Annotated in this window: 14 protein-coding genes, 1 tRNA gene and 2 pseudogenes; 6 read left to right on the top strand and 11 right to left on the bottom strand. The window is 73.9% G+C overall.

What is annotated here, in order from left to right:
• Window positions 1–325: pseudogene (locus ACQRUO_RS32290) on the top strand (hypothetical protein); the annotation flags it as partial.
• 111 nt (window positions 326–436) lie between these two features.
• Here the strand turns inward: ACQRUO_RS32290 and hppD are convergent.
• Complete coding sequence (gene hppD / locus ACQRUO_RS32285) at window positions 437–1,585, bottom strand: 4-hydroxyphenylpyruvate dioxygenase (RefSeq protein WP_428319673.1); 1,149 nt, start codon at window positions 1,583–1,585, stop codon at window positions 437–439.
• 242 nt (window positions 1,586–1,827) lie between these two features.
• On the opposite strand from hppD, the gene ACQRUO_RS32280 reads away from it, so the two are divergent.
• Window positions 1,828–2,334: an Lrp/AsnC family transcriptional regulator gene (locus tag ACQRUO_RS32280; RefSeq protein WP_428319672.1), complete on the top strand. Its 507-nt coding sequence runs from the start codon at window positions 1,828–1,830 to the stop codon at window positions 2,332–2,334.
• 68 nt (window positions 2,335–2,402) lie between these two features.
• Here the strand turns inward: ACQRUO_RS32280 and ACQRUO_RS32275 are convergent, their stop codons facing one another.
• The 5 genes from ACQRUO_RS32275 to ACQRUO_RS32255 all read right to left on the bottom strand — a co-directional run bounded on the left by ACQRUO_RS32275 (window position 2,403) and on the right by ACQRUO_RS32255 (window position 6,914).
• Window positions 2,403–3,224, bottom strand: coding sequence for a S16 family serine protease (locus tag ACQRUO_RS32275; protein ID WP_428319671.1), 822 nt, complete (start codon window positions 3,222–3,224; stop codon window positions 2,403–2,405).
• Window positions 3,225–3,281: 57 nt separating this feature from the next.
• Window positions 3,282–3,932 carry an IclR family transcriptional regulator gene (locus ACQRUO_RS32270; RefSeq protein ID WP_428319670.1) on the bottom strand — a complete coding sequence of 217 codons (651 nt, stop codon included), beginning with the start codon at window positions 3,930–3,932 and terminating at the stop codon, window positions 3,282–3,284.
• A 428-nt stretch (window positions 3,933–4,360) separates the two neighbouring features.
• Entirely contained in the window at window positions 4,361–6,187 is a 1,827-nt protein-coding gene (locus tag ACQRUO_RS32265) for a DEAD/DEAH box helicase (RefSeq protein WP_428319676.1), read from the bottom strand.
• Window positions 6,188–6,336: 149 nt separating this feature from the next.
• Entirely contained in the window at window positions 6,337–6,720 is a 384-nt protein-coding gene (locus ACQRUO_RS32260) for a type II toxin-antitoxin system death-on-curing family toxin (RefSeq protein WP_428319669.1), read from the bottom strand.
• Window positions 6,717–6,914, bottom strand: a complete 198-nt coding sequence (locus ACQRUO_RS32255; RefSeq protein ID WP_428319675.1) for an Arc family DNA-binding protein — start codon at window positions 6,912–6,914, stop codon at window positions 6,717–6,719. Before ACQRUO_RS32255 ends, ACQRUO_RS32260 begins: the two co-directional genes overlap by 4 nt.
• Window positions 6,915–7,057: 143 nt before the next feature.
• Between ACQRUO_RS32255 and ACQRUO_RS32250 the strand changes: the two genes are divergently transcribed.
• A complete protein-coding gene (locus ACQRUO_RS32250; RefSeq protein ID WP_428319668.1) occupies window positions 7,058–7,498 on the top strand; it encodes an SsgA family sporulation/cell division regulator in 441 nt (146 codons plus the stop codon).
• 27 nt (window positions 7,499–7,525) lie between these two features.
• On the opposite strand, the gene ACQRUO_RS32245 is transcribed toward ACQRUO_RS32250, so the two are convergent.
• Both ACQRUO_RS32245 and ACQRUO_RS32240 read right to left on the bottom strand, forming a co-directional pair.
• Window positions 7,526–8,116, bottom strand: coding sequence for a class F sortase (locus ACQRUO_RS32245; protein WP_428319674.1), 591 nt, complete (start codon window positions 8,114–8,116; stop codon window positions 7,526–7,528).
• 166 nt (window positions 8,117–8,282) lie between these two features.
• Window positions 8,283–10,799, bottom strand: a complete 2,517-nt coding sequence (locus ACQRUO_RS32240) for a phosphatidylglycerol lysyltransferase domain-containing protein (protein ID WP_428319667.1) — start codon at window positions 10,797–10,799, stop codon at window positions 8,283–8,285.
• 296 nt (window positions 10,800–11,095) lie between these two features.
• Here ACQRUO_RS32240 and ACQRUO_RS32235 point away from each other — a divergent pair, with 296 nt between their 5' ends.
• Together ACQRUO_RS32235 and ACQRUO_RS32230 are read left to right on the top strand one after the other, a co-directional pair.
• Window positions 11,096–12,373 carry a hypothetical protein gene (locus ACQRUO_RS32235; protein WP_428319666.1) on the top strand — a complete coding sequence of 426 codons (1,278 nt, stop codon included), beginning with the start codon at window positions 11,096–11,098 and terminating at the stop codon, window positions 12,371–12,373.
• Between the two features lie 239 nt (window positions 12,374–12,612).
• A complete protein-coding gene (locus ACQRUO_RS32230) occupies window positions 12,613–13,227 on the top strand; it encodes a hypothetical protein (protein WP_428319665.1) in 615 nt (204 codons plus the stop codon).
• A gap of 14 nt (window positions 13,228–13,241) precedes the next feature.
• On the opposite strand, the gene ACQRUO_RS32225 is transcribed toward ACQRUO_RS32230, so the two are convergent.
• Window positions 13,242–14,684 (bottom strand): MFS transporter, encoded by a 1,443-nt coding sequence (locus ACQRUO_RS32225; RefSeq protein WP_428319664.1) that lies wholly within the window; start codon window positions 14,682–14,684, stop codon window positions 13,242–13,244.
• A 270-nt stretch (window positions 14,685–14,954) separates the two neighbouring features.
• Here ACQRUO_RS32225 and ACQRUO_RS32220 point away from each other — a divergent pair.
• Window positions 14,955–15,029, top strand: a tRNA-Cys gene (locus tag ACQRUO_RS32220).
• Between the two features lie 184 nt (window positions 15,030–15,213).
• On the opposite strand, the gene ACQRUO_RS32215 is transcribed toward ACQRUO_RS32220, so the two are convergent.
• Both ACQRUO_RS32215 and ACQRUO_RS32210 read right to left on the bottom strand, forming a co-directional pair.
• On the bottom strand, window positions 15,214–17,535 hold the full coding sequence (locus ACQRUO_RS32215) for a xanthine dehydrogenase family protein molybdopterin-binding subunit (protein ID WP_428319663.1): 2,322 nt from the start codon (window positions 17,533–17,535) through the stop codon (window positions 15,214–15,216).
• Window positions 17,532–18,354, bottom strand: a pseudogene (locus tag ACQRUO_RS32210) (hypothetical protein); the annotation flags it as partial. The pseudogene ACQRUO_RS32210 and the gene ACQRUO_RS32215, both read right to left, overlap by 4 nt.

The following is an 18,354-nucleotide window of genomic DNA, read 5'->3' as shown; positions in this document are numbered from 1 at the left end:
GGCCGGCACGCCGGTCGCAACCCCGCAGCCGACCCCGGCCGCCCCGGACCCGGCCGCCGCCAGCACGGACGCGGGCCCGGCCGGCGGCCCGGACCCCTCGCCCGGCACGGTGCGCAGCTACCTGGTGCCCGGCGGCCGGGTGGCCCTGGACATGCAGCCGGCCGACGCCGAGCTGGTCTCCGCCACCCCGGACCCGGGCTGGCAGATGCAGATGTGGAACGGCGACCAGTGGCTGCGGATCGACTTCACCCACGGCAACTCCACCAACTCGGTGTTCGTCACCTGGAACGGCCACCCGCCGGACGTGCAGACCGTGGTCCGCTGACCGCCGGTCCCAGGACGCAGCGCGGCCGACCGACCGCGGCCCGCCGGCCCCGGGGCGCACCGCGGCCCCGGATCGGACGGGATCCGGGGCCGCACCGCACGCGTTCGGCGACTACAGGTTGCCGCGCTTCTCCTGCTCGCGCTCGATCGCCTCGAAGAGCGCCTTGAAGTTGCCCTTGCCGAAGCCCATCGAGCCGTGCCGCTCGATCATCTCGAAGAAGACGGTCGGCTTGTCCTGCACCGGCTTGGTGAAGATCTGCAGCAGGTAGCCGTCCTCGTCGCGGTCGGCGAGGATCTTCAGCTCGCGCAGCTCCTCGATCGGCACCCGGGTGTCGCCGACCCACTCGCCGAGGGTGTCGTAGTAGCTGTCCGGGGTGTCCAGGAACTCCACGCCGGCGGCCCGCATCTGGCGCACGGTGTGCACGATGTCGTTGGTGGCCAGCGCGATGTGCTGGACGCCGGGGCCGCCGTAGAACTCCAGGTACTCGTCGATCTGCGACTTCTTCTTGGCGATGGCCGGCTCGTTGAGCGGGAACTTCACCTTGCGGGTGCCGTCGGCGACCACCTTGGACATCAGCGCGGAGTACTCGGTGGCGATGTCGTCGCCGACGAACTCCTTCATGTTGGTGAAGCCCATGACCCGGTTGTAGAACGCGACCCACTCGTTCATCTTGCCGAGCTCGACGTTGCCCACGCAGTGGTCGATGGCCTGGAAGTTGCGCTTCTTCACCGGCTCGACGATCGGCTCGCGGGCCACGTAGCCGGGCAGGTAGGGGCCGGCGTAGCCGGAACGGTCGACCAGGGTGTGCCGGGTCTGGCCGTAGGTGGCGATGGCGGCCAGCACCACGGTGCCGTGCTCGTCGCGCACCTCGTGCGGCTCGGCGAGGCCGGTGGCGCCGTGCTCGACGGCGTAGGCGTAGGCGGCGTAGACGTCCGGGACCTCGATGGCCAGGTCGATGACGCCGTCACCGTGGTCGGCGACGTGCTGCTCGAGGAACTTGCCGTGCTCGGTGGAGGCCTTCACCACGGAGGTGAGGACGAAGCGGGCGCCGCCGGACTCCAGCACGTAGCTGGCGGTCTCGCGGCTGCCGGTCTCCGGGCCGCGGTAGGCGACGCAGCGCATCCCGAAGGCGGTGGAGTAGTAGTGCGCGGCCTGCTTGGCGTTGCCGACGGCGAACTCGACCGCGTCCATCCCGCGGACCGGGAAGGGGTCGGCCTGACCCGAGTGCGCGGGGACGGACTGAGCTGCGGTATCGGTCATGACGGCCTCCCTGTAGGGCGTGGGACCTCGACGCGCCCCGAGGGTTGTGGGGCGGGGGTGACCCCGTGGCTCGGTGTGGGGGTCCCTCCCCACGGGGCTGTGCTGGGAGCGTGGCCCCGATCACAGCATTAAGCAACTGTTCCCATTTGCTCTGGTCAAGCTGTGGCGTTCGGCGGGACAATTCCGGCGTCCGCTGTACAGACTGCCCACCGTCGTGCGGCCTGCCCTGGAAGAGGTGTCCCGTGCCGAACTCCCCCGTCGACCAGCTGGACGGCCGGCTGATCGCCCTGCTGGCCGCCGAGCCCCGGATCGGGGTGCTGGAGTGCTCGCGCCGGCTCCAGGTGGCCCGTGGCACGGTGCAGGCGCGCCTGGACCGGTTGCAGGCCCGCGGGGTGATCGGCGGCTTCGGGCCCGAGGTGGACCCGGCGGCGCTCGGCTACCCGGTGACGGCCTTCGCCACCCTGGAGATCTCCCAGGGGCAGGGCGCGGACGTGCGGGCCCACCTGGCCGGCGTCCCGGAGGTGCTGGAGCTGCACACGATCACCGGGCAGGGCGACATGCTCTGCCGGATCGTGGCCCGGTCCAACGCCGACCTGCAGCGGGTGATCGACCGGGTGGTGGGCTTCGACGGGATCGTCCGGGCCTCGACCGCGATCGCGCTGGAGAACCCGGTGCCCTACCGGGTGCTGCCGCTGGTGGCGCAGGCCGCGGCCGAGAGCCCGGCGGACCGGACGCCGCCGCACGACTGAGCCGCCGCACGACCGGGCCGGTCCACCGTGCAGCCGGCGATCAGCAATCGGCGGTCAGCAGCCGGCGGTCAGCAGCTGGGCACCGGCTTGCCGCCGTCCAGCGCGGTCAGCGCGTTCAGCGAGTCGGTGAGGGTGTCGACCGGGATCAGCTGCAGCCCGGGCGGCGTGTTGACCTTGGCGTCCGAGCACTCGCCGCGCGGCACCAGGAAGACGGTGGCCCCGTCGTGGGCCGCGGCCCAGGTCTTCAGCGCCACCCCGCCGACCGCGCCCACGGTGCCGTCGTCGGCGATGGTGCCGGTGCCGGCGACGTTCCGCCCGCCGGTCAGGTCACCGCCGTTGCCGTTGCCGGCCAGCTTGTCGATGATCGCCAGGGTCAGCATCTGGCCGCCGCTGGGCCCGCCGATGTCGCCGAGGTTCACCGCGACCTTCACCTTGTCCGGCGACAGGTGCAGGTAGTTCAGCGCGGCCGTGGTGGCGCTGTCCTGGGACTGCGTCATCTGCTGCTGGGTCTGCTGGTTGGCCTTGACCGGGTTGCTCTCCGGGTAGACGGCCTGCCGCGGCACCACCGCCACCTTGGGGTCGGCCCAGCCCTCGACGGCCTGCAGCAGGGTGAGCGAGACGGTCGGGCCGGTGGCCTCGATCGTGACCACCCGCAGCGAGCCGGAGGTCTGCCGCACCGGCGCACCGGTGATGGTGAGCACCTGGTTGCCCTCGTAGGAGTTGAGGGTGTCGGCCGTGTTGCCCGGCGTCTCCTTGGTGTACGGCAGCGGCGCCAGCGCGGAGACCGCCAGGAAGACGGCCACCACCACGGCGCAGAGCAGCACGGCCCGGGACTTGGGGGTCAGCCGGGCCCGGCGGGTCGGAGCGGGGTCGGTTGCGAGAGCAGGCACGTAGTGCATCCAAACACACCGGCGGCGTTGATCACCGCGTCCCGGTCGGCCCGGGGGTCAGCGCAGCGCGTCGGCCACCTCGGTGGCGGCCTCCACCACCCGCGGGCCGACCCGCTCGGGCACCAGCCCGTTGAGCATCACCACGCCGACGCTGCCCTCGATCCCGCTCAGCCCGATCAGCGCGGCGGCCGCACCGCTGGCGCCGGACTGCTCCTCTGCCCGGGTGATCACGAACGGCTGCTCGGGCCGGCGCTGGCCGGGGAACTTGCGGGCCTCCAGGATCGCCTTGCCGGCCGCGCTCTCGTCCAGCGGGTGGCGCAGGCCGGTGCGGTAGGCGACGTGGAAGTCGGTCCAGCTGGGCTCGACCACGGCCACGGCGAGCGCCTCGGTGCCGTCCACCAGGGTCAGGTGGGCGGTGGCACCCAGGTCCTCGGCCAGGCTGCGCAGCGCCGGCAGCGCGGCCTCGCGCAGCAGCGGGTGCACCCGGTGGGCCAGCCGCAGCACGCCCAGGCCCACTCTGGCCCGGCCGCCGATGTCGCGGCGGACCAGACCGTGCTGTTCCAGGGTGGCCAGCAGCCGGTAGACCACGGTGCGGTTGACGGCCAGCCGGGCGGCCAGCTCGGTGACGGTGAGCCCGCGCTCGGAGTCGGCCAACAGCTTGAGGACCCGTACTCCGCGGTCCAGGGTCTGGGAAGTCTCGGCGGTCACGACACGCATTCCTTTCCGCGACGGTCGCCGGCCCCGGCACGGAGCCGGTCCGGGACAGGGGGTGGCGCGCGCAGGGGTGGTGGACGCGGGCAGGCCGGCTGCGTCGTCATTGGCACACGCGGCCCTGCGCGCTCCGGTCGGAGGTCGTGCCTACGAGAGAGCGTGCGGGAAAAAGTAATAACTGATTCGCCGTGGCGGAAGTGGTTGTCCAAAATTCGGTCATGATCGATATTTTCGATCCGGACCAATCCGGGCAATGTCCGTCATTCCCGAGGGGCGCGGCGGCGCCGGGAACGCTCCGGGTCCGAACTCCGGACACCGGGCGCCCCCAGCGCATCCTCAGCGAATTCCCAGGGAGCCGTTAACCGGGAACACCGGCACCGCCGACCTGACGGTTCTCAGCCGGGAGCCGGCAGCGGCCCACGGGGTCAGCGGGCCCACTCCTTGACCTTGGCGATCCGGGCCTTCAGCTGGTTCGCGGTGGCCTGGGCGGTCAGCGGACCGCCGCACTGGCGGCGCAGCTCGTTGTGGATGGTGCCGTGCGGCTGGTTGGTCCGGTGGTGCCAGGCGGCGACCAGGCCGTTGAGCTCCTTGCGCAGCTCGCGCAGCTCCTGGTGGGTGACCACCGGACGCTCCTCGGCCGGCAGCTCCAGCAGGTCGGCCTGCTCGGCCGGCTTGGCCTTGGAGCGCTGGATCTGCCGGGTCTGCCGCTTCTGCAGCAGCAGGTGCACCTGGTCCGGCTCCAGCAGGCCGGGGATGCCGAGGTAGTCCTCCTCCTCCTCGCTGCCCGGGTGCGCCTGCATGCCGAATTCCATGGCGTTGTAGAGCACCCGGTCGAAGACCGCGTCGGAGCCGAGCGCCTCGTAGGAGAACTCCTCGCCACCGCCGTCCGGGCCGTCGTTGGCCCGCTCGGCCTCGGCGAGCAGCCGGTCCTCCTCGTCGAAGAGGCCGTCGCCCTCCTTCTTGGGGCGGTCCAGCACGTGGTCGCGCTGCAGTTCCATCTCGTTGGCGAAGCCGAGCAGCATCGGGACCGAGGGTAGGAAGACCGAGGCGGTCTCGCCGCGCTTGCGGGCGCGCACGAAGCGGCCGACCGCCTGGGCGAAGAAGAGCGGGGTGGAGATCGAGGTGGCGTAGACGCCGACCGCCAGCCGGGGCACGTCGACGCCCTCGGACACCATCCGGACCGCGACCATCCAGCGCTCGTCCGAGGCCGAGAAGTCGGAGATCCGCTGGGACGCCTCGGCCTCGTCGGAGAGCACCAGGGTGGCCTTGTGGCCGGTGATCTCCCGGATCAGCTTGGCGTAGGCGCGGGCCGCGTTCTGGTCGGCGGCGATCACCAGGGCGCCGGCGTCCGGGATCGCCTTGCGCACCTCGGTCAGCCGCCGGTCGGCGGCCCGCAGCACGTTCGGGATCCACTCGCCCTGCGGGGCCAGCGCGGTGCGCCAGGCCTGGGCGATCAGGTCCTTGGTCATCGGCTCGCCGAGCCGGGCCTCCAGCTCGTCGCCGGACTTGGTGCGCCAGCGCATGTTGCCGCTGTAGGAGAGGAAGATCACCGGGCGCACCACGTGGTCGGCCAGCGCGTGGCCGTAGCCGTAGGTGTAGTCGGCCACCGACTTGCGCAGGCCGTCGGTGTCCGGCTCGTACTGGACGAACGGGATCGGGTTGGTGTCCGACCGGAACGGGGTGCCGGTCAGCGCGAGCCGCCGGGTCGCCGGCTCGAAGGCCTCGAAGCAGGCCTCGCCCCAGGACTTGGAGTCACCGGCGTGGTGGATCTCGTCCATGATCACGAGCGTCTTGCGGGACTCGGTCCGGTTGCGGTGCAGCATCGGGTTCACGCCCACGCCGGCGTAGGTGACCACGATGCCGTGGTACTCCTTCGACAGCGGCCCCGAGGAGTAGGCCGGGTCCAGCTTGATGCCTATCCGGGCCGCGGCCTCGGCCCACTGCTTCTTCAGGTGCTCGGTGGGCGCGACCACGGTGACCTGCTGCACCAGGTGGTTGTGCAGCAGGTAGGAGGCCAGGGTCAGGGCGAAGGTGGTCTTGCCGGCCCCGGGGGTGGCGACCGCCATGAAGTCCCGGGGCTGCTTCTCGATGTACCTGTCCAGCGCCCCCTGCTGCCAGGCCCGCAGCTTGCCCGCGGTACCCCAGGGGGCCCGCCCGGGGAAGGCGGGCGACAGGTGGTGCTGAGCGGCCGGCGCCCCGCCCGTCCGCACCGCGGCATGCGGATCGGCGGCATCGGAGAAGAGCGGCGACATGTCGGAAGAGGCGGCAGTACTCACGGTCTCCGAGGGGGATCGTCGCAGGTCAGGGCGGTGCAGCAGCCCAGCCCCGCAGTCGGCAGGCGATCGGACAACCCGCCTAGCCTACCGGGCCCGACCCACTCGCCGGGCTCGACACAGCCCCGTCACTGGGCGTCGTGGAGCTGCTTCAGCCGCCGCGCGATGTCGCCCACTTCGTGGATCGCCCCGGCTGCCACCCCGACCACCAGCTTGTACGCCTCGTCCTGGTCGACGGCCAGCATCTCGGACCCGTTGAGGTCCAGGAAGACCACCGTGCACATCCACGCGGTCCGCTTGTTGCCGTCGACGAAGGGGTGATTGATCGCCAGTGACTGCAACAGCGCGGCGGCCTTCTCCCACAGGCTGGTGTACGCCTCGATCCCGAACATCTCGGACCGCGGCCGGTGCACCGCCGAGTCCAGCAGTCCCAGGTCCCGCACCCCCACGCTCTGCCCCTGGCAGGCGAACTCCGCGAGGTCGAGGACCTCGCGGACGGTCAGGTACTTCACTCGCCCAGCCTCCGCAGCAGGTCGGCGTGGCGGGCCGCGTACTTGGCCCCGAGCTTGCGCACCGACTCCCGATCGGTCTCCTCGTTGAGGTACCGCTCGACGGCAAGCAGCACAACGGCGTGCATGCTGCGCCCCTCCTCCTCTGCCCGGGCCTTCAAGGCTTCCTGCTGTTCGTCACTGAGCCGAAGATTCATCGCCATACCAAAATGGTACTGCTGATGGTGTCACCATGGTACTGGCAAATGGTGACCCAGATCACCCGTTCGCCCCGGTAAGCCACCCCACTCCCGCCACTCTCCCCAGGTGTACGCGCCCCGCCGTCCCCGAGGAGCTCCCCATGCGCAACGCCGGCACCGCCACCGTCGAGCACACCGTCCACGCCCGGCTGGTCCTCACCGGTCACTGCTCGAGCGGGCTGCGGGCCACCCTGCACTACCGGGCGGCGGACCCGTTCGCGGTGCGGATGGCGTTCCCGGCCGAGTACTCGCTGGACGAGCCGCGCGGGCCCGAGCCGGAGGCCGAGGTGGTCTGGGTCTTCGCCCGGCAGTTGCTGGCGAGCGGGCTGGACCTGCCGGCCGGCCTCGGTGACGTGCACGTCCGGCCCTCCCGCGGCCCGTACACGATGGTCGAGCTGCGGGCCCCCGAGGGCGTCGCGCTGCTCCGGTTCGAGGCGGGCGACCTGCGGCGCTTCCTGTCCGCCAGCTACCACTGCGTGCCCGAGGGCACCGAGGGCCGCCACCTGGACGCCGACCGGGCACTGGCCGAACTGCTCGGCTAGGGCCGGCCGAGCGGCGCTCACGCCCCGTCAGGCCCGCGCGCGGTGCCCGGTCAGGTGGGCGTAGACCACCACGTTGCCCAGGTACCCCTCGCCCCGGCGGAACCCGCCGCCGCAGGTGATCAGCCGCAGCTGCGCGTCGGGCGCCCGGCCGTAGACCTGGTGGCTGGGGAAGGCCGACTTGGCGTAGACCTCGACCGCGTCCACCATGAACCAGGCGGTGCTGCCGTCCGCCCGCAGCACGTCGATCCGCTCGCCGCGGCGCAGCGCGCCCAGGCCGTAGAAGACGGCCGGCCCGCTCGCCGTGTCCACGTGCCCGACCAGCAGCGCGGTGCCGCGCTGCCCGGGCGTCACCCCGGACCGGTACCAGCCGGCCAGGTTGCGGTCGGTGTCCGGCGGGGTGGCCAGGTGGCCCGCACCGTCCAGGCCGACGCCCGCCACCGGGGCGTCCACCCCGATCCCGGGGATCCGCACCCGCACCGGCGCCGAGGCCGCCATCGGGGTGCCGCTCAACGCGGCCGGGTGGATCACGCCGTCCACCAGGGCCTGGGCCGGCGAGGGCAGCGGCGGCAGCCCGCCGTGCGCCCCGTCCTGGACCAACCAGGCCCCCACCACCACCATCGCCGCCAGGGCTATCGCCCCGGCCCAGGGGCTCCTGTGCCCACTCACGCCGGGCTCCCGTCACTGACCGGTCATCACCTCCGCCCAGCCAAGCCGGAGCCGGTGGCCACCGCACCGGGGGCGCCGCCAGGCGGGTGAGCGTCCGGCGTGACCCGAAGGACGCGCCCTAACGCAGCGAGCCGACGCGGGGCAGCCGCGGGCGCACCAGGAAGCCCTCGGCCAGCCCGCTGGCCACCGCGATGCTGGGCAGCTCGGAGGGCTTCTCGTAGAGCAGGAAGCGCGGCTCCCAGTCGGGCTGGTACTTGGCGTTGGCCCGGTACAGCGACTCCAGCTGCCACCAGCGGGAGAGGAAGCGCAGCACCGCCCGGCAGAGCCGCAGCACCGGCCCGGCGCCCAGCTTGCCGCCCTGCTCGAAGACGTAGCGGAACATCGCGAAGTTGAGCGAGACCCGGGTGACCGGCAGCTCGCCGGCCTCGGCGCGCTGCAGCAGTTCGGTGACCAGGAACTCGACCAGCCCGTTCTCCGACTCCCGGTCGCGGCGCATCAGGTCGAGCGAGAGGCCGTGCGCGCCCCAGGGCACGAAGCTGAGCAGGGCGCAGGTGCGGTCGTTCTCGTCCCGGCACTCGGCCATCACGCAGTCGCCGTCGGCCGGGTCGCCGAGCCGGCCCAGCGCCATCGAGAAGCCGCGCTCGGTGCGGCCGTGCCGCCAGGCGTCGGCCAGGTGCACCAGTTCGGCCAGCTCCGCCTCGGGGATGTCGCGGTGGCGGCGGATCACCGCGGTGTAGCCGGCGCGGCGGACCCGGGCGTGGGCCTGCCGCAGGCCGCGCATGCTGCGCCCTTCCAGGGTGAAGCTGGCCACCTCGACGATCGCCTCGTCGCCGAACTCCAGCGCCTTCAGGCCGCTGCGCCGGTAGCTGGTGGCGGCCTGCTCGCCGGCCCCGGTGACGGCCGGTACCCAGGCGTTGCGCCGGGCCAGCTCGCGCCAGCCGCCGATCGCCTGCGGCCAGGCCTCCGGGTCGCCGATCGGGTCGCCGGAGGCGAGGGCGACCCCGTTGACCACCCGGTAGAGCACCGCGGCCTTGCCGGAGGGCGACCAGCAGACGGCCTTGTCCCGGCGCAGTGCGAAGTAGCCGAGCGAGTCCCGGGCGCCGTGCCGCTCCAGCAGCGCCCGCAGCCGGGCCTCGTCCTGCGGCTGCAGCCGCACCCGCCCGGTCGGGGAGCGGAAGAAGACCCGCAACACCAGCAGGAAGAGCGCGGCGCCGAGCACGTTGATGGTCAGGTCGGACCAGCGGTCGACCGGGATCTGCGAGGTCACCTCGCCGAAGCCGGAGACGGTGAACAGCCGCACCAGCGCGTACTTGAAGCTGTCGCCCCAGGCCGGCTCGGGCCGGGTGCCGACGTGCACCAGCAGCGCGCCGAGCGAGGTGACCAGCGCCCCGCCGACCACCAGCACGGACAGGCCGAGCGGCAGGTTGCCGCGGCCGCCGCGGGCGTGGAAGGCGGGGCGGCTGGCCAGCAGCGCGCCCAGCAGCAGGGCGGTGAGGGTGGCGGAGACCCAGTTGAGCGGGTGCTCGCGGTCCTCGGGCAGCAGCGCCAGGGCGAGCGCGAAGAGCGCGGCGTAGAGCGAGACGACGGCGGTGGCCACGATCCAGGCGGCCCGCTTGCGCCGGCGCAGCATCACCGCCAGCAGGGCGGCGAAGAGCGCGGCGGTGAAGCCGGCGGTGACCAGCACCGGGGTGAACAGGTCGCCGGTGTTGGCCCGGTGCACGCGTTCCCGGAACGGGGCGATCAGCCCGGCCAGCAGGTTGAGCGCGGCGGCGATCCGCAGGTACCACTGGGCGAAGCCGGCGCAGCGCAGTCGCCCGCGGGAGAGCACCGGCAGCGGTTCGGGCAGCGCGGTGGCGGAGGCGGGTTCGAGCGCGGGCGCGGGGACCTCGGCGGCCGCCGGCACGGTGTCGGGCGCGCCGGCCAGCAGGTTGTAGGCGCCCAGCTTGACCGCGGTGACCCGCCGGTGCACCCGGGCCTCGCGGCGTTCGGCGCGGGCCATCCGCTTGGGCCGGCTGCGGTAGCGCCAGCGGGCCCAGGGGCTGCCGGGGCGGGCCAGCCGGACCGCGCCGACCAGGGCGAGCAGCGGCACCATCACCCCGACCAGCCCGGTCCACAGCTTGCCCTTGAGCAGGCTGACCACCACCAGGAGCAGCACCGCGGCCACCGCCAGCTGCCCGGCGAGGCCGCCGCTGTAGCCGCCGAACGGCAGCTGGCCGAGCAGCAGCAGGGCGATCAGCACCACGGCGAGGATGACCGCGTCCACCGACTTGCGGCCCTGCTCGCTCCAGTAGACGTCCTCCAGGTGCAGCACCAGGGCGAACTCGTCGAGCACCAGCCCGGCGCCCGCGCCGAAGGCGATCGCCAGTCCGTTGCGGAGCAGGCCCTGGCCGCCGTGGTAGGTGAAGCTGCCGATGCCGGCGATCAGCATCATGGCCTGGCCGAAGACCACGTGGTGGATGTGCAGGCCGCCCGGGGTCACGTTGCCCGGCCACCAGGAGGTGCCGCGGCGGATCATCCGGGTGCTGAACCGGATGAACAGGAAGGCCGTGATCAGGCCGACCAGCAGCAGGAAGAGCGGCTCCCGGCCGGGTTCGACGATGCGGGAGCCGTAGGCGTGCTGCACCGATTCCCACATGGTCCTGCGCTCCTCCCGCCGCGCTCCCCGCGACCTGCGTCCAATCTGATGATCCTTCGGCGCCCCGTGCACCTCGACACGCCGTGCCGCTCCGTCTAACGGCGCTCCCCCGCCCGCCCTCCCCCGGTGCCCGGGGGTACCGTGCGATCCTGATGGACAAAACGCCCATAACGGACATAAGGGGACTGTTCGTCATAAGGCATGCGGTGCCCTCCCGTTGGGCCGCCGCCCGCCGCACCCGCCCGCCGGCGCAGACCGGATCTGCTCCGACCGACCGCCTCGAACTGGAGTGATGTATGGACGACCTGTCCCGCCGGTCCCTGCTCGCCGCCGGCGCCGCCACCGCCGCCACCGTGGCGGCCGGCTGCGCCCGCCGTCCCGGTCACGCGATGGCCGGCGGAGCCGCGGGCGCCGCCCCGGAGCCCGCCACCCCCGACAGCCCGACCGCCGACTCCTCGGGCGCCGCCCCCAGCACCCCGGCCAAGCCGCCCACCACCCTGATCGGCGACGGCTCCACCTCCGACACCGGCCCGCAGCCGAACCAGCCGCAGCCGGCCCCGCTCGAACTCGGCGAGCGCCCGCCGCAGTTCGTGGTCTTCTCGTGGGACGGCGCGGGCGAGCTGGACGACCGGCTGTTCTCCCGGTTCCGGCAGCTCGCCAAGGACTACAACGGCTCGATGACCTTCTTCCTGAGCGGCATCTACACCCTGCCGGAGGCCAAGAAGGAGCTCTACCACCCGCCGCAGCACCACGTCGGCGCCTCCGACATCGGCTACCTGAGCGACCAGCACATCCGCGACACGCTGACCCAGATCGGCGCCGCCTGGCTGGAGGGCCACGAGGTCGGCACCCACTTCAACGGCCACTTCTGCGGCACCAACGGGGTCGGCAAGTGGTCGCCGGAGGAGTGGGACAGCGAGATCGAGCAGGCGATGTCCTTCGTCATGAACTGGAGGACCAACACCGGCTTCACCGACCTGCCGGCGCTGCCCTTCGACTACCGCAAGGAGCTGATCGGCGGCCGCACCCCCTGCCTGGAGGGCCAGCGCAACCTGCTGCCGACCGCCGCGGCGCGCGGCTGGAAGTACGACGCCAGCGGCCCCGGCGGCCTGCAGGTGTGGCCGCAGAAGATCCAGGGCGGCGCGCTGTGGGACATGCCGCTGCAGTCCATCCCGTTCCCCGGGCACACCTTCCAGGTGCTCTCGATGGACTACAACATCATGTTCAACCAGTCCGGCGACAACCCCAAGGGCAACCCGGCGATGCGCGCCGCCTGGCAGCAGCAGGCCCGCGACTCCTACCTGGCCGGCTTCGAGCGCACCTACACCACCAACCGCGCGCCGATGTACATCGGCAACCACTTCGAGGGCTGGAACGGCGGCATCTACATGAACGCCGTCGAGGACGTGCTCAAGGTGATCGCCGAGAAGCCCGAGGTCAAGCTGGTCTCGTTCCGGCAGCTGGTGCAGTGGCTGGAGGCCCAGGACCCGGCGGTGCTGCGCAAGCTGCAGTCGCTGGCGGTGGGCGAGAGCCCGGCGGGCGGCTGGTCGAGCTTCCTCGGCGCACCCCACTGACGCCACACCCGCGCACCCCGCCGGAGCCCGGCCGGCGCACCCCGCCGACCCCCGTTCGGCGCTATCCGGGCGGGCCGCCATCACCCCAGGTGGCCGCCCACTTACCCCCGGTTCGGGCCCGGCTCACCGACACGGTGCGGATGCGCACCACCGGCGCAGCCGGTCCCCTGGTTCCCAGGACACGGTTTCGCCCACACCTCGCGGGGCCGAACCCGCGGCCGCGTCCCCGGAGAGACACCATGCGCGCTCGTCACCTCGCCGCCGCCGGGCTGCTGGCCCTGGCCCTCGGCGCCAGCGCGGCCGGCCCCGCAGCCGCCGCCAACCCGGTCGTCATCGAGCCGGACCCGGTCACCCTCGGCGGCCAGTTCGCGGTCTTCGACGGCGGCAACTGCGACAACGCCGGCGGCCAGGCCAGTTTCCACGCCCACGACCAGGGGGCCGGGGACGAGATCCCCACCACCCGGCTCGGCTCGCTGCGCGGCCTGATGGGCGCGATGGTCACCGTCCCGGAGCACGCCAGGTCCGGCGTCTACGACGTGACGATCACCTGCACCACGACCTCCAAGAAGGAGGTGACCACCAGCTTCACCGTGCACGACCCCGGCAAGCCCGACCAGCAGACCTCACCGGGCCGCCCCGACCAGCCCGGCCGGCCCGACGACCAGCCCGGCCGCCCCGACCAGTCGGGTCACCCCGGAGAGCCCGGGGAGCCCGGCGGTCCGCAGGGCCCGACCCACGCCGGCCTCGGCGGCAGCACCCGGCCCGACCTGCCCGAGACGGCCGCCGGCCTCACCCTGCTGGCCACCGCCGGCGCGGTCGGGGTGCACCGGCTGCGCCGCCGCGGCTCGTCCTGACCCGCGAGGACCGCTCAGCTGCTCCTGGCCGGCCGGACCCGGCCGGCCAGCACGGCACCCAGCACCGCGACCCCGGCCATGGTCAGGAAGATCGCGGCGAACCCGCCGCGCGGCACGCCGCCCGCCCCGGTGGCGCCCACCGCCGCGGCCGCCCCGCCGCCCAGGCCGGCGAAGAGCACCCCGGCCAGGCCGACCAGCAGCACCGTGCCGAGCGCGTCGGACACCTGCAGCGAGGCCGAGTTGGCACCGGCCGCGTTCGGCGGGGAGAGCTTCATCACCAGCACGCTGAGGCTGGCGATCAGCAGGCCCATGCCGATCCCGCCGAACGTCCAGGCCACCGCGGCGCTCCAGGTGGGCGCGGCCGGGACCAGCACCAGCGCGCAGCCCAGGATCGCCACCGCGGTGAGCAGGAAGCCCGCCCGGATCAGCTGCTCGCGCACCCGCTCGGCCCCCGGCCGGCCCTGCAGCCAGGAGCCGAAGGCCCAGGAGAGCCCGCCGCTGGTCAGGGTCAGCCCGGCCATGGTCGGCGACAGGTGGCGCTGGGTCACCATCATCAGCGGGATGAAGGACTCGGCCGCGAAGAAGGAGCCGGAGGCCACCCCGCGCAGCAGGATCAGCGTGGGCAGCCCTCGCCCGGCCCGCAGCGTGCCCGCGGGCAGCAGCCGCAGCACCGCCGGCACCAGCAGCCCGGCGCCCAGCACGGCCGGCAGCAGCCCGATCAGGTCCAGCCGCTGCCCGGCGTACTGGAGCAGCCCCGCGCCGAGCGCGGCCATCGCGGCCAGCCCGATCCGCCGGCGGTCCGGCGCGCCCCCGCTCGCCGGGGGCTGCGCCCGCTCCGAGCGGCGCAGCGCCGGGCCCATCACCGCCAGCGGCAGCACCACCAGGGCCGGGACGGCCAGGAAGACCCAGCGCCAGCCGAGGTGCTGGGTGACGGCGCCGGAGACCACCGGGCCGACGATCGAGGGCAGCACCCAGGCCGCCGCGAAGGCCGCGAACACCTTCGGGCGCAGCGGCTCGGGGAAGGCTCGCCCGACCACCACGTAGAGCGCGACGATCACCAGCCCGCCGCCCAGGCCCTGTACCGCCCGGCCGCCGACGAAGAGCCACATGCTGCCGGCGGTCCCGGCGACCACCAGCCCGGCGGCGAACACCCCGATGCCGGCGAACAGCGGCAGCACCGGCCCGCGCCGGTCGCACCACTCCCCCGAGAGCACCATGGCGAAGAGCGTGCTGGTGAAGTAGCCGGAGAAGGCGAACGCGTAGAGGCCCAGCCCGTGCAGCTGACGGGCCGCCACCGGCATCGCGGTGTTGACCGCGGTCGCCTCGAAGGCCAGCAGCAGCACCACCGAGACGATCCCCAGGGTCAGCGCCCGGTACCGGGGACCGAGCACGCTGCCGGCGTCGGCGGGGTCGAGGGCGGGGACCGGGGGACTGGAGGTCTGTGCGGCGGTACTCATGCGAGCCATGGTAAGTGCCGAACAACGAGTTGACTCCTGACCTGCAGGACCATCCGCTCTGGTCCGCCGGTCGTAGGACTTCATGCGCCCGTCACATTCGGCTATTGACGGAACCGGCCGCGAGCCGCAAAACTGAATGAAGAAAGCAGCACGGAATACCCGACACCGAGAGGAGCCCGCGATGAACGCCCAGCCCGTCCGCCCACTCCCCTCCTGTTGTCGTCCCTGCCACTCCTGAGTTGCCGACGGGCCCGTCGAGGCCCGTTGCCCGGCCGTGTGCCCGAGTGGTTCAGGGAGCCGCCTGCAAAGCGGCGTACGCGGGTTCGATTCCCGCCATGGCCTCCATGATTCTCCTCCGGGAATTCCGGCCGGCAGCCAGAAATGCCGTCCGGAATTCCCGCGCGCCATTTTTCCCGGAAATTCCGCCGCCCGGAAATCCTGCCGGCCCGGAGGACTGCTGTCCCGGAAAAACTGCGCCCGGCCCGCTCCCGAGGATCGGGGCGGGCCGGGCGACGGAGCTGCGGCCGGTTCAGCCGGCGAGCACCACCGCGTCCTCCGGCGGGATCGGCAGTCGGCCGACCGGCAGGTTGGTCGCGGCCCGGACCGCGGCCGCCACCGCGGCGGGGGCCACCACCGCGGGCACCGCGCTGACCGCCTTGGCGCCGAAGCTGGCCACCACGTCGCGCTCCTCCAGCAGCGCGGCGATCCGCACCTCGGGGGTGTCCAGCGCGGTGGGCAGCCGGTAGCCGGTGAGCGAGGGGTTGACCAGCACGCCGCCGGCGGTGCGCAGGTCCTCCAGCAGCGCCAGCCCGACGCCCTGGGCGACGCCCGCCTCGATCCGGTCCTCGATCTGCCCCGGGTTCAGCGCCCGGCCCACGTCCTGGGCCACCGTCACGTCCACCACCCGGACCGCGCCGAGCTCGATGTCCACGTCCACCACGGCCCGCATCGCGCAGAACGCGATCGAGACGAAGGCGTCGCCCTGCCCGTTCTCGTCCAGCGGCTCGGTCGGGTGCGGCCGGCACTGGGCGGTGGCCCAGAGCTCCTTGCCCTCCAGCGCCTCGGTGATCGGCATGCCGAGCACCCCGTCGTAGGAGGTGATCTTGCCGTCGGCGATCGAGAGCAGCTCGACCGACATCCCGAAGTCGGCGGCGATCGGCGCCAGCAGCTGGTGCCGGACCATCTGCGCGGCCTTCTCCACCGCACCGCCGGAGACCCAGGTGTGCCGGCCGCGGGCCGCGGGTCCGGCGATCGACTGGTCGGTGTCCACCGGGGCGACGTAGACCTCGGTCACCCCGAGCACCGACTGCACGATCTGCCGGGCCAGCGTGGCGAAGCCCTGCCCGGCGTCCACCGCCGCGCAGATCACCGTCGCGTGGTCGCCGCTGACCCGCACGGTGGCGGTGGAGACCTCGTCCGCGCCCTCCGCGCCGAGCATGTGGCACATGCCCACCGCGTAGCCGATCCCGCGGCGCACCGCGGCCGGGTCGCCGGCACCGCCCGGGCCGCCGGGCAGCAGCCAGTCGGTGTCGGGGTCGGCCACCGGCAGCGCCGGCAGCGGCACCTCGGCCACCGCGTCCAGCAGCGCGGCCACCGGGGCCGGGCAGGTGACGGCCTGGCCGGTGGGCAGCGGGTCGCCGGTGGCGAGCACGTTGCGCCGGCGGACCTCCAACGGGTCGAGCCCCAGCCGGGCCGCCAGCAGGTCCAGCTGCGACTCGTGCGCGAAGCAGGACTGCAGCGCGCCCTCGCCGCGCATCCGGCCGGCCGGCGGGTTGTTGGTGCGCACCGCCCAGGCGTCCACGAAGACGTTCGGGCAGACGTACGGGCCGACCGAGAAGGCGGTGGCGGCGGCCAGCACCTCGGCCGAGACGTCGGCGTAGGCGCCGCCGTCCAGCAGGATCTGCGCCTCGACCTTGACCAGCTTGCCCTGGGCGTCGGCGTGGTGGCGGTAGCGCAGCAGCGCCGGGTGCCGGGCCGCGTGGGTCTGGAAGGACTCCTCGCGGGTCAGCGTCATCTTCACCGGCCGCCCGGTGCGCAGCGCGAGCAGCGCCAGGACGGTCTGGAAGGAGGCGTCCTCGCGGTCGGCGGCGGCGCCGGGCACGCCGGTGACCACCAGCCGCACCCGCTCCGGGTCCAGGCCCAGGCAGGCGGCGGTGCGGTCGCGGTCGCCGTGCGGGTCGGTGGAGGACAGGTGCAGTTCGACGCCGCCGTCCGGCCGCGGCACCGCCAGGCCCGCCTCGGCACCGATCGGCGCCGGGTCCTGCCGGCCCACCTGGTAGAGGCCCTCGACCACCACCTCGCCGACCGCCTCCGGGTCGCCGGTGCGCAGCGGCAGGTGGCGCAGCAGGTTGCCGTCGGGGTGCAGCGGCGGGCCGTGGAAGGCCTGCTCGGGGTCGATCAGCGCGTCCAGCAGCTGGTACTCGACCACGATCGAGGCGGCCGCCAGCCGGGCGGTGTCCGGGTGGTCGGCGGCCACCGCGGCGATCGGCTCGCCCTGGTGGCGGACCACCTCGCCGGCCAGCACCGGGCGGTCGCTCGGCGAGCCGAGCACCGGCAGGTCGGCGGCGGTCAGCACGGCCTGCACGCCGGGGACGGCGAGCGCGGCCGAGGTGTCGATCGACAGGATCCGGGCGTGCGGGTGCGGCGAGCGCAGCACCGCGCCCCAGAGCAGCCCCTCGGCCCACAGGTCGGCGGCGTACGGGTAGATGCCGAGCGCCTTCGGCAGCGCGTCGGTGCGCAGCGGCGAGCTGCCCAGGCCGAACGGGCGCTCGGCCTCGGCCTCGGCGGTCTCCTCCACAGCGGCGGGGGTGGGCCCGGTGGAGGCGGGCCCGGTGGGGGCAGGCACGGTCATGCGTGGTCGTCCTCGGGGAGGCGCTCGGGAACCGGGAAGCCGTGGGCGGAGGTGCCCGGGTCGGGCCGGCCGGGGGCGGGTTCGTAGACGGTGCCGTCGAAGCCGGCGTCGGGCGCGGGCTCGAAGACCCCGTCGAAGCCGCCCTCGTACCCGGCGCTCCCGTCGTAACCGGCGCCGCCCTCGTACCCGGCGGCCGGGACGCCGTAGGCCGGGGTGCCCTGGTAGCCGACGCTCTGGTACGGCGTGCCGGGGTAGGGCCCGGCGGCGTACGGCCCGCCCGCGTACGGCGGGGCGGCCGGGTAGTCGGTGCCGTGGGCGGGGGTGGCGTCGTAGGGGACGCCGTGCGCGGGGGTCGGCTCGTACGGCGTGCCGTGCGCCGGGGTGCCCTCGAAGGGTGCGCCGGGGGCGGCGGTGCCGTGCGCGGGGGTGGGCTCGTAGCCGCTGCCGCCGTCGTACACGGTGCCCGGGCCGAAGGCGGTCGGGTCGTAGCCCGCGGGGCTCTGCGACGGGATGGCCCCGAAGCCGGTGCCCACGGCGGTCGGCCCGTGCTGCCCGGCGGCGGCCGGGTCGGCGCCGGGCGCCGGCTGCCCGAGCGGGTCCGGCAGTTGCTGGGCCGGCGCCGGGTCGGCGCTGATCCAGCCGCCGTCACCGCCGAACAGCGGGACCTCGCCGGCGGTCGCGGTCTGGGTCCAGGCGTCCTGGTAGACGGGCGGGTCGACCGGCTCGACGGCGACCGGCGCCACCGGTGCCTCGACGGCCGGCGACACCGGCGGCGCGGCGGCGGGCGCCACCGGCTCGGCCGTGGTGCCGGCGGGAGCC

It is taken from the genome of Kitasatospora sp. LaBMicrA B282 (assembly GCF_050325825.1).
Classification (GTDB): Bacteria; Actinomycetota; Actinomycetes; order Streptomycetales; family Streptomycetaceae; genus Kitasatospora.
The sequence above is the reverse complement of the archived record's forward strand: the minus strand, read 5'-3'. Positions and strand labels throughout refer to the sequence as shown.

Excerpts from the sequence above, each read along its gene's own strand:
- ACQRUO_RS32230 (WP_428319665.1), top strand. The coding sequence starts at position 12,613 with ATGCGCGCTCGTCACCTCGCCGCCGCCGGGCTGCTGGCCCTGGCCCTC.
- ACQRUO_RS32245 (WP_428319674.1), bottom strand. The coding sequence starts at position 8,116 with ATGGTGGTGGTGGGGGCCTGGTTGGTCCAGGACGGGGCGCACGGCGGG.
- ACQRUO_RS32255 (WP_428319675.1), bottom strand. The coding sequence starts at position 6,914 with ATGAATCTTCGGCTCAGTGACGAACAGCAGGAAGCCTTGAAGGCCCGG.
- ACQRUO_RS32235 (WP_428319666.1), top strand. The coding sequence starts at position 11,096 with ATGGACGACCTGTCCCGCCGGTCCCTGCTCGCCGCCGGCGCCGCCACC.
- ACQRUO_RS32240 (WP_428319667.1), bottom strand. The coding sequence starts at position 10,799 with ATGTGGGAATCGGTGCAGCACGCCTACGGCTCCCGCATCGTCGAACCC.
- ACQRUO_RS32265 (WP_428319676.1), bottom strand. The coding sequence starts at position 6,187 with ATGTCGCCGCTCTTCTCCGATGCCGCCGATCCGCATGCCGCGGTGCGG.
- hppD (WP_428319673.1), bottom strand. The coding sequence starts at position 1,585 with ATGACCGATACCGCAGCTCAGTCCGTCCCCGCGCACTCGGGTCAGGCC.
- ACQRUO_RS32225 (WP_428319664.1), bottom strand. The coding sequence starts at position 14,684 with ATGAGTACCGCCGCACAGACCTCCAGTCCCCCGGTCCCCGCCCTCGAC.
- ACQRUO_RS32215 (WP_428319663.1), bottom strand. The coding sequence starts at position 17,535 with ATGACCGTGCCTGCCCCCACCGGGCCCGCCTCCACCGGGCCCACCCCC.
- ACQRUO_RS32250 (WP_428319668.1), top strand. The coding sequence starts at position 7,058 with ATGCGCAACGCCGGCACCGCCACCGTCGAGCACACCGTCCACGCCCGG.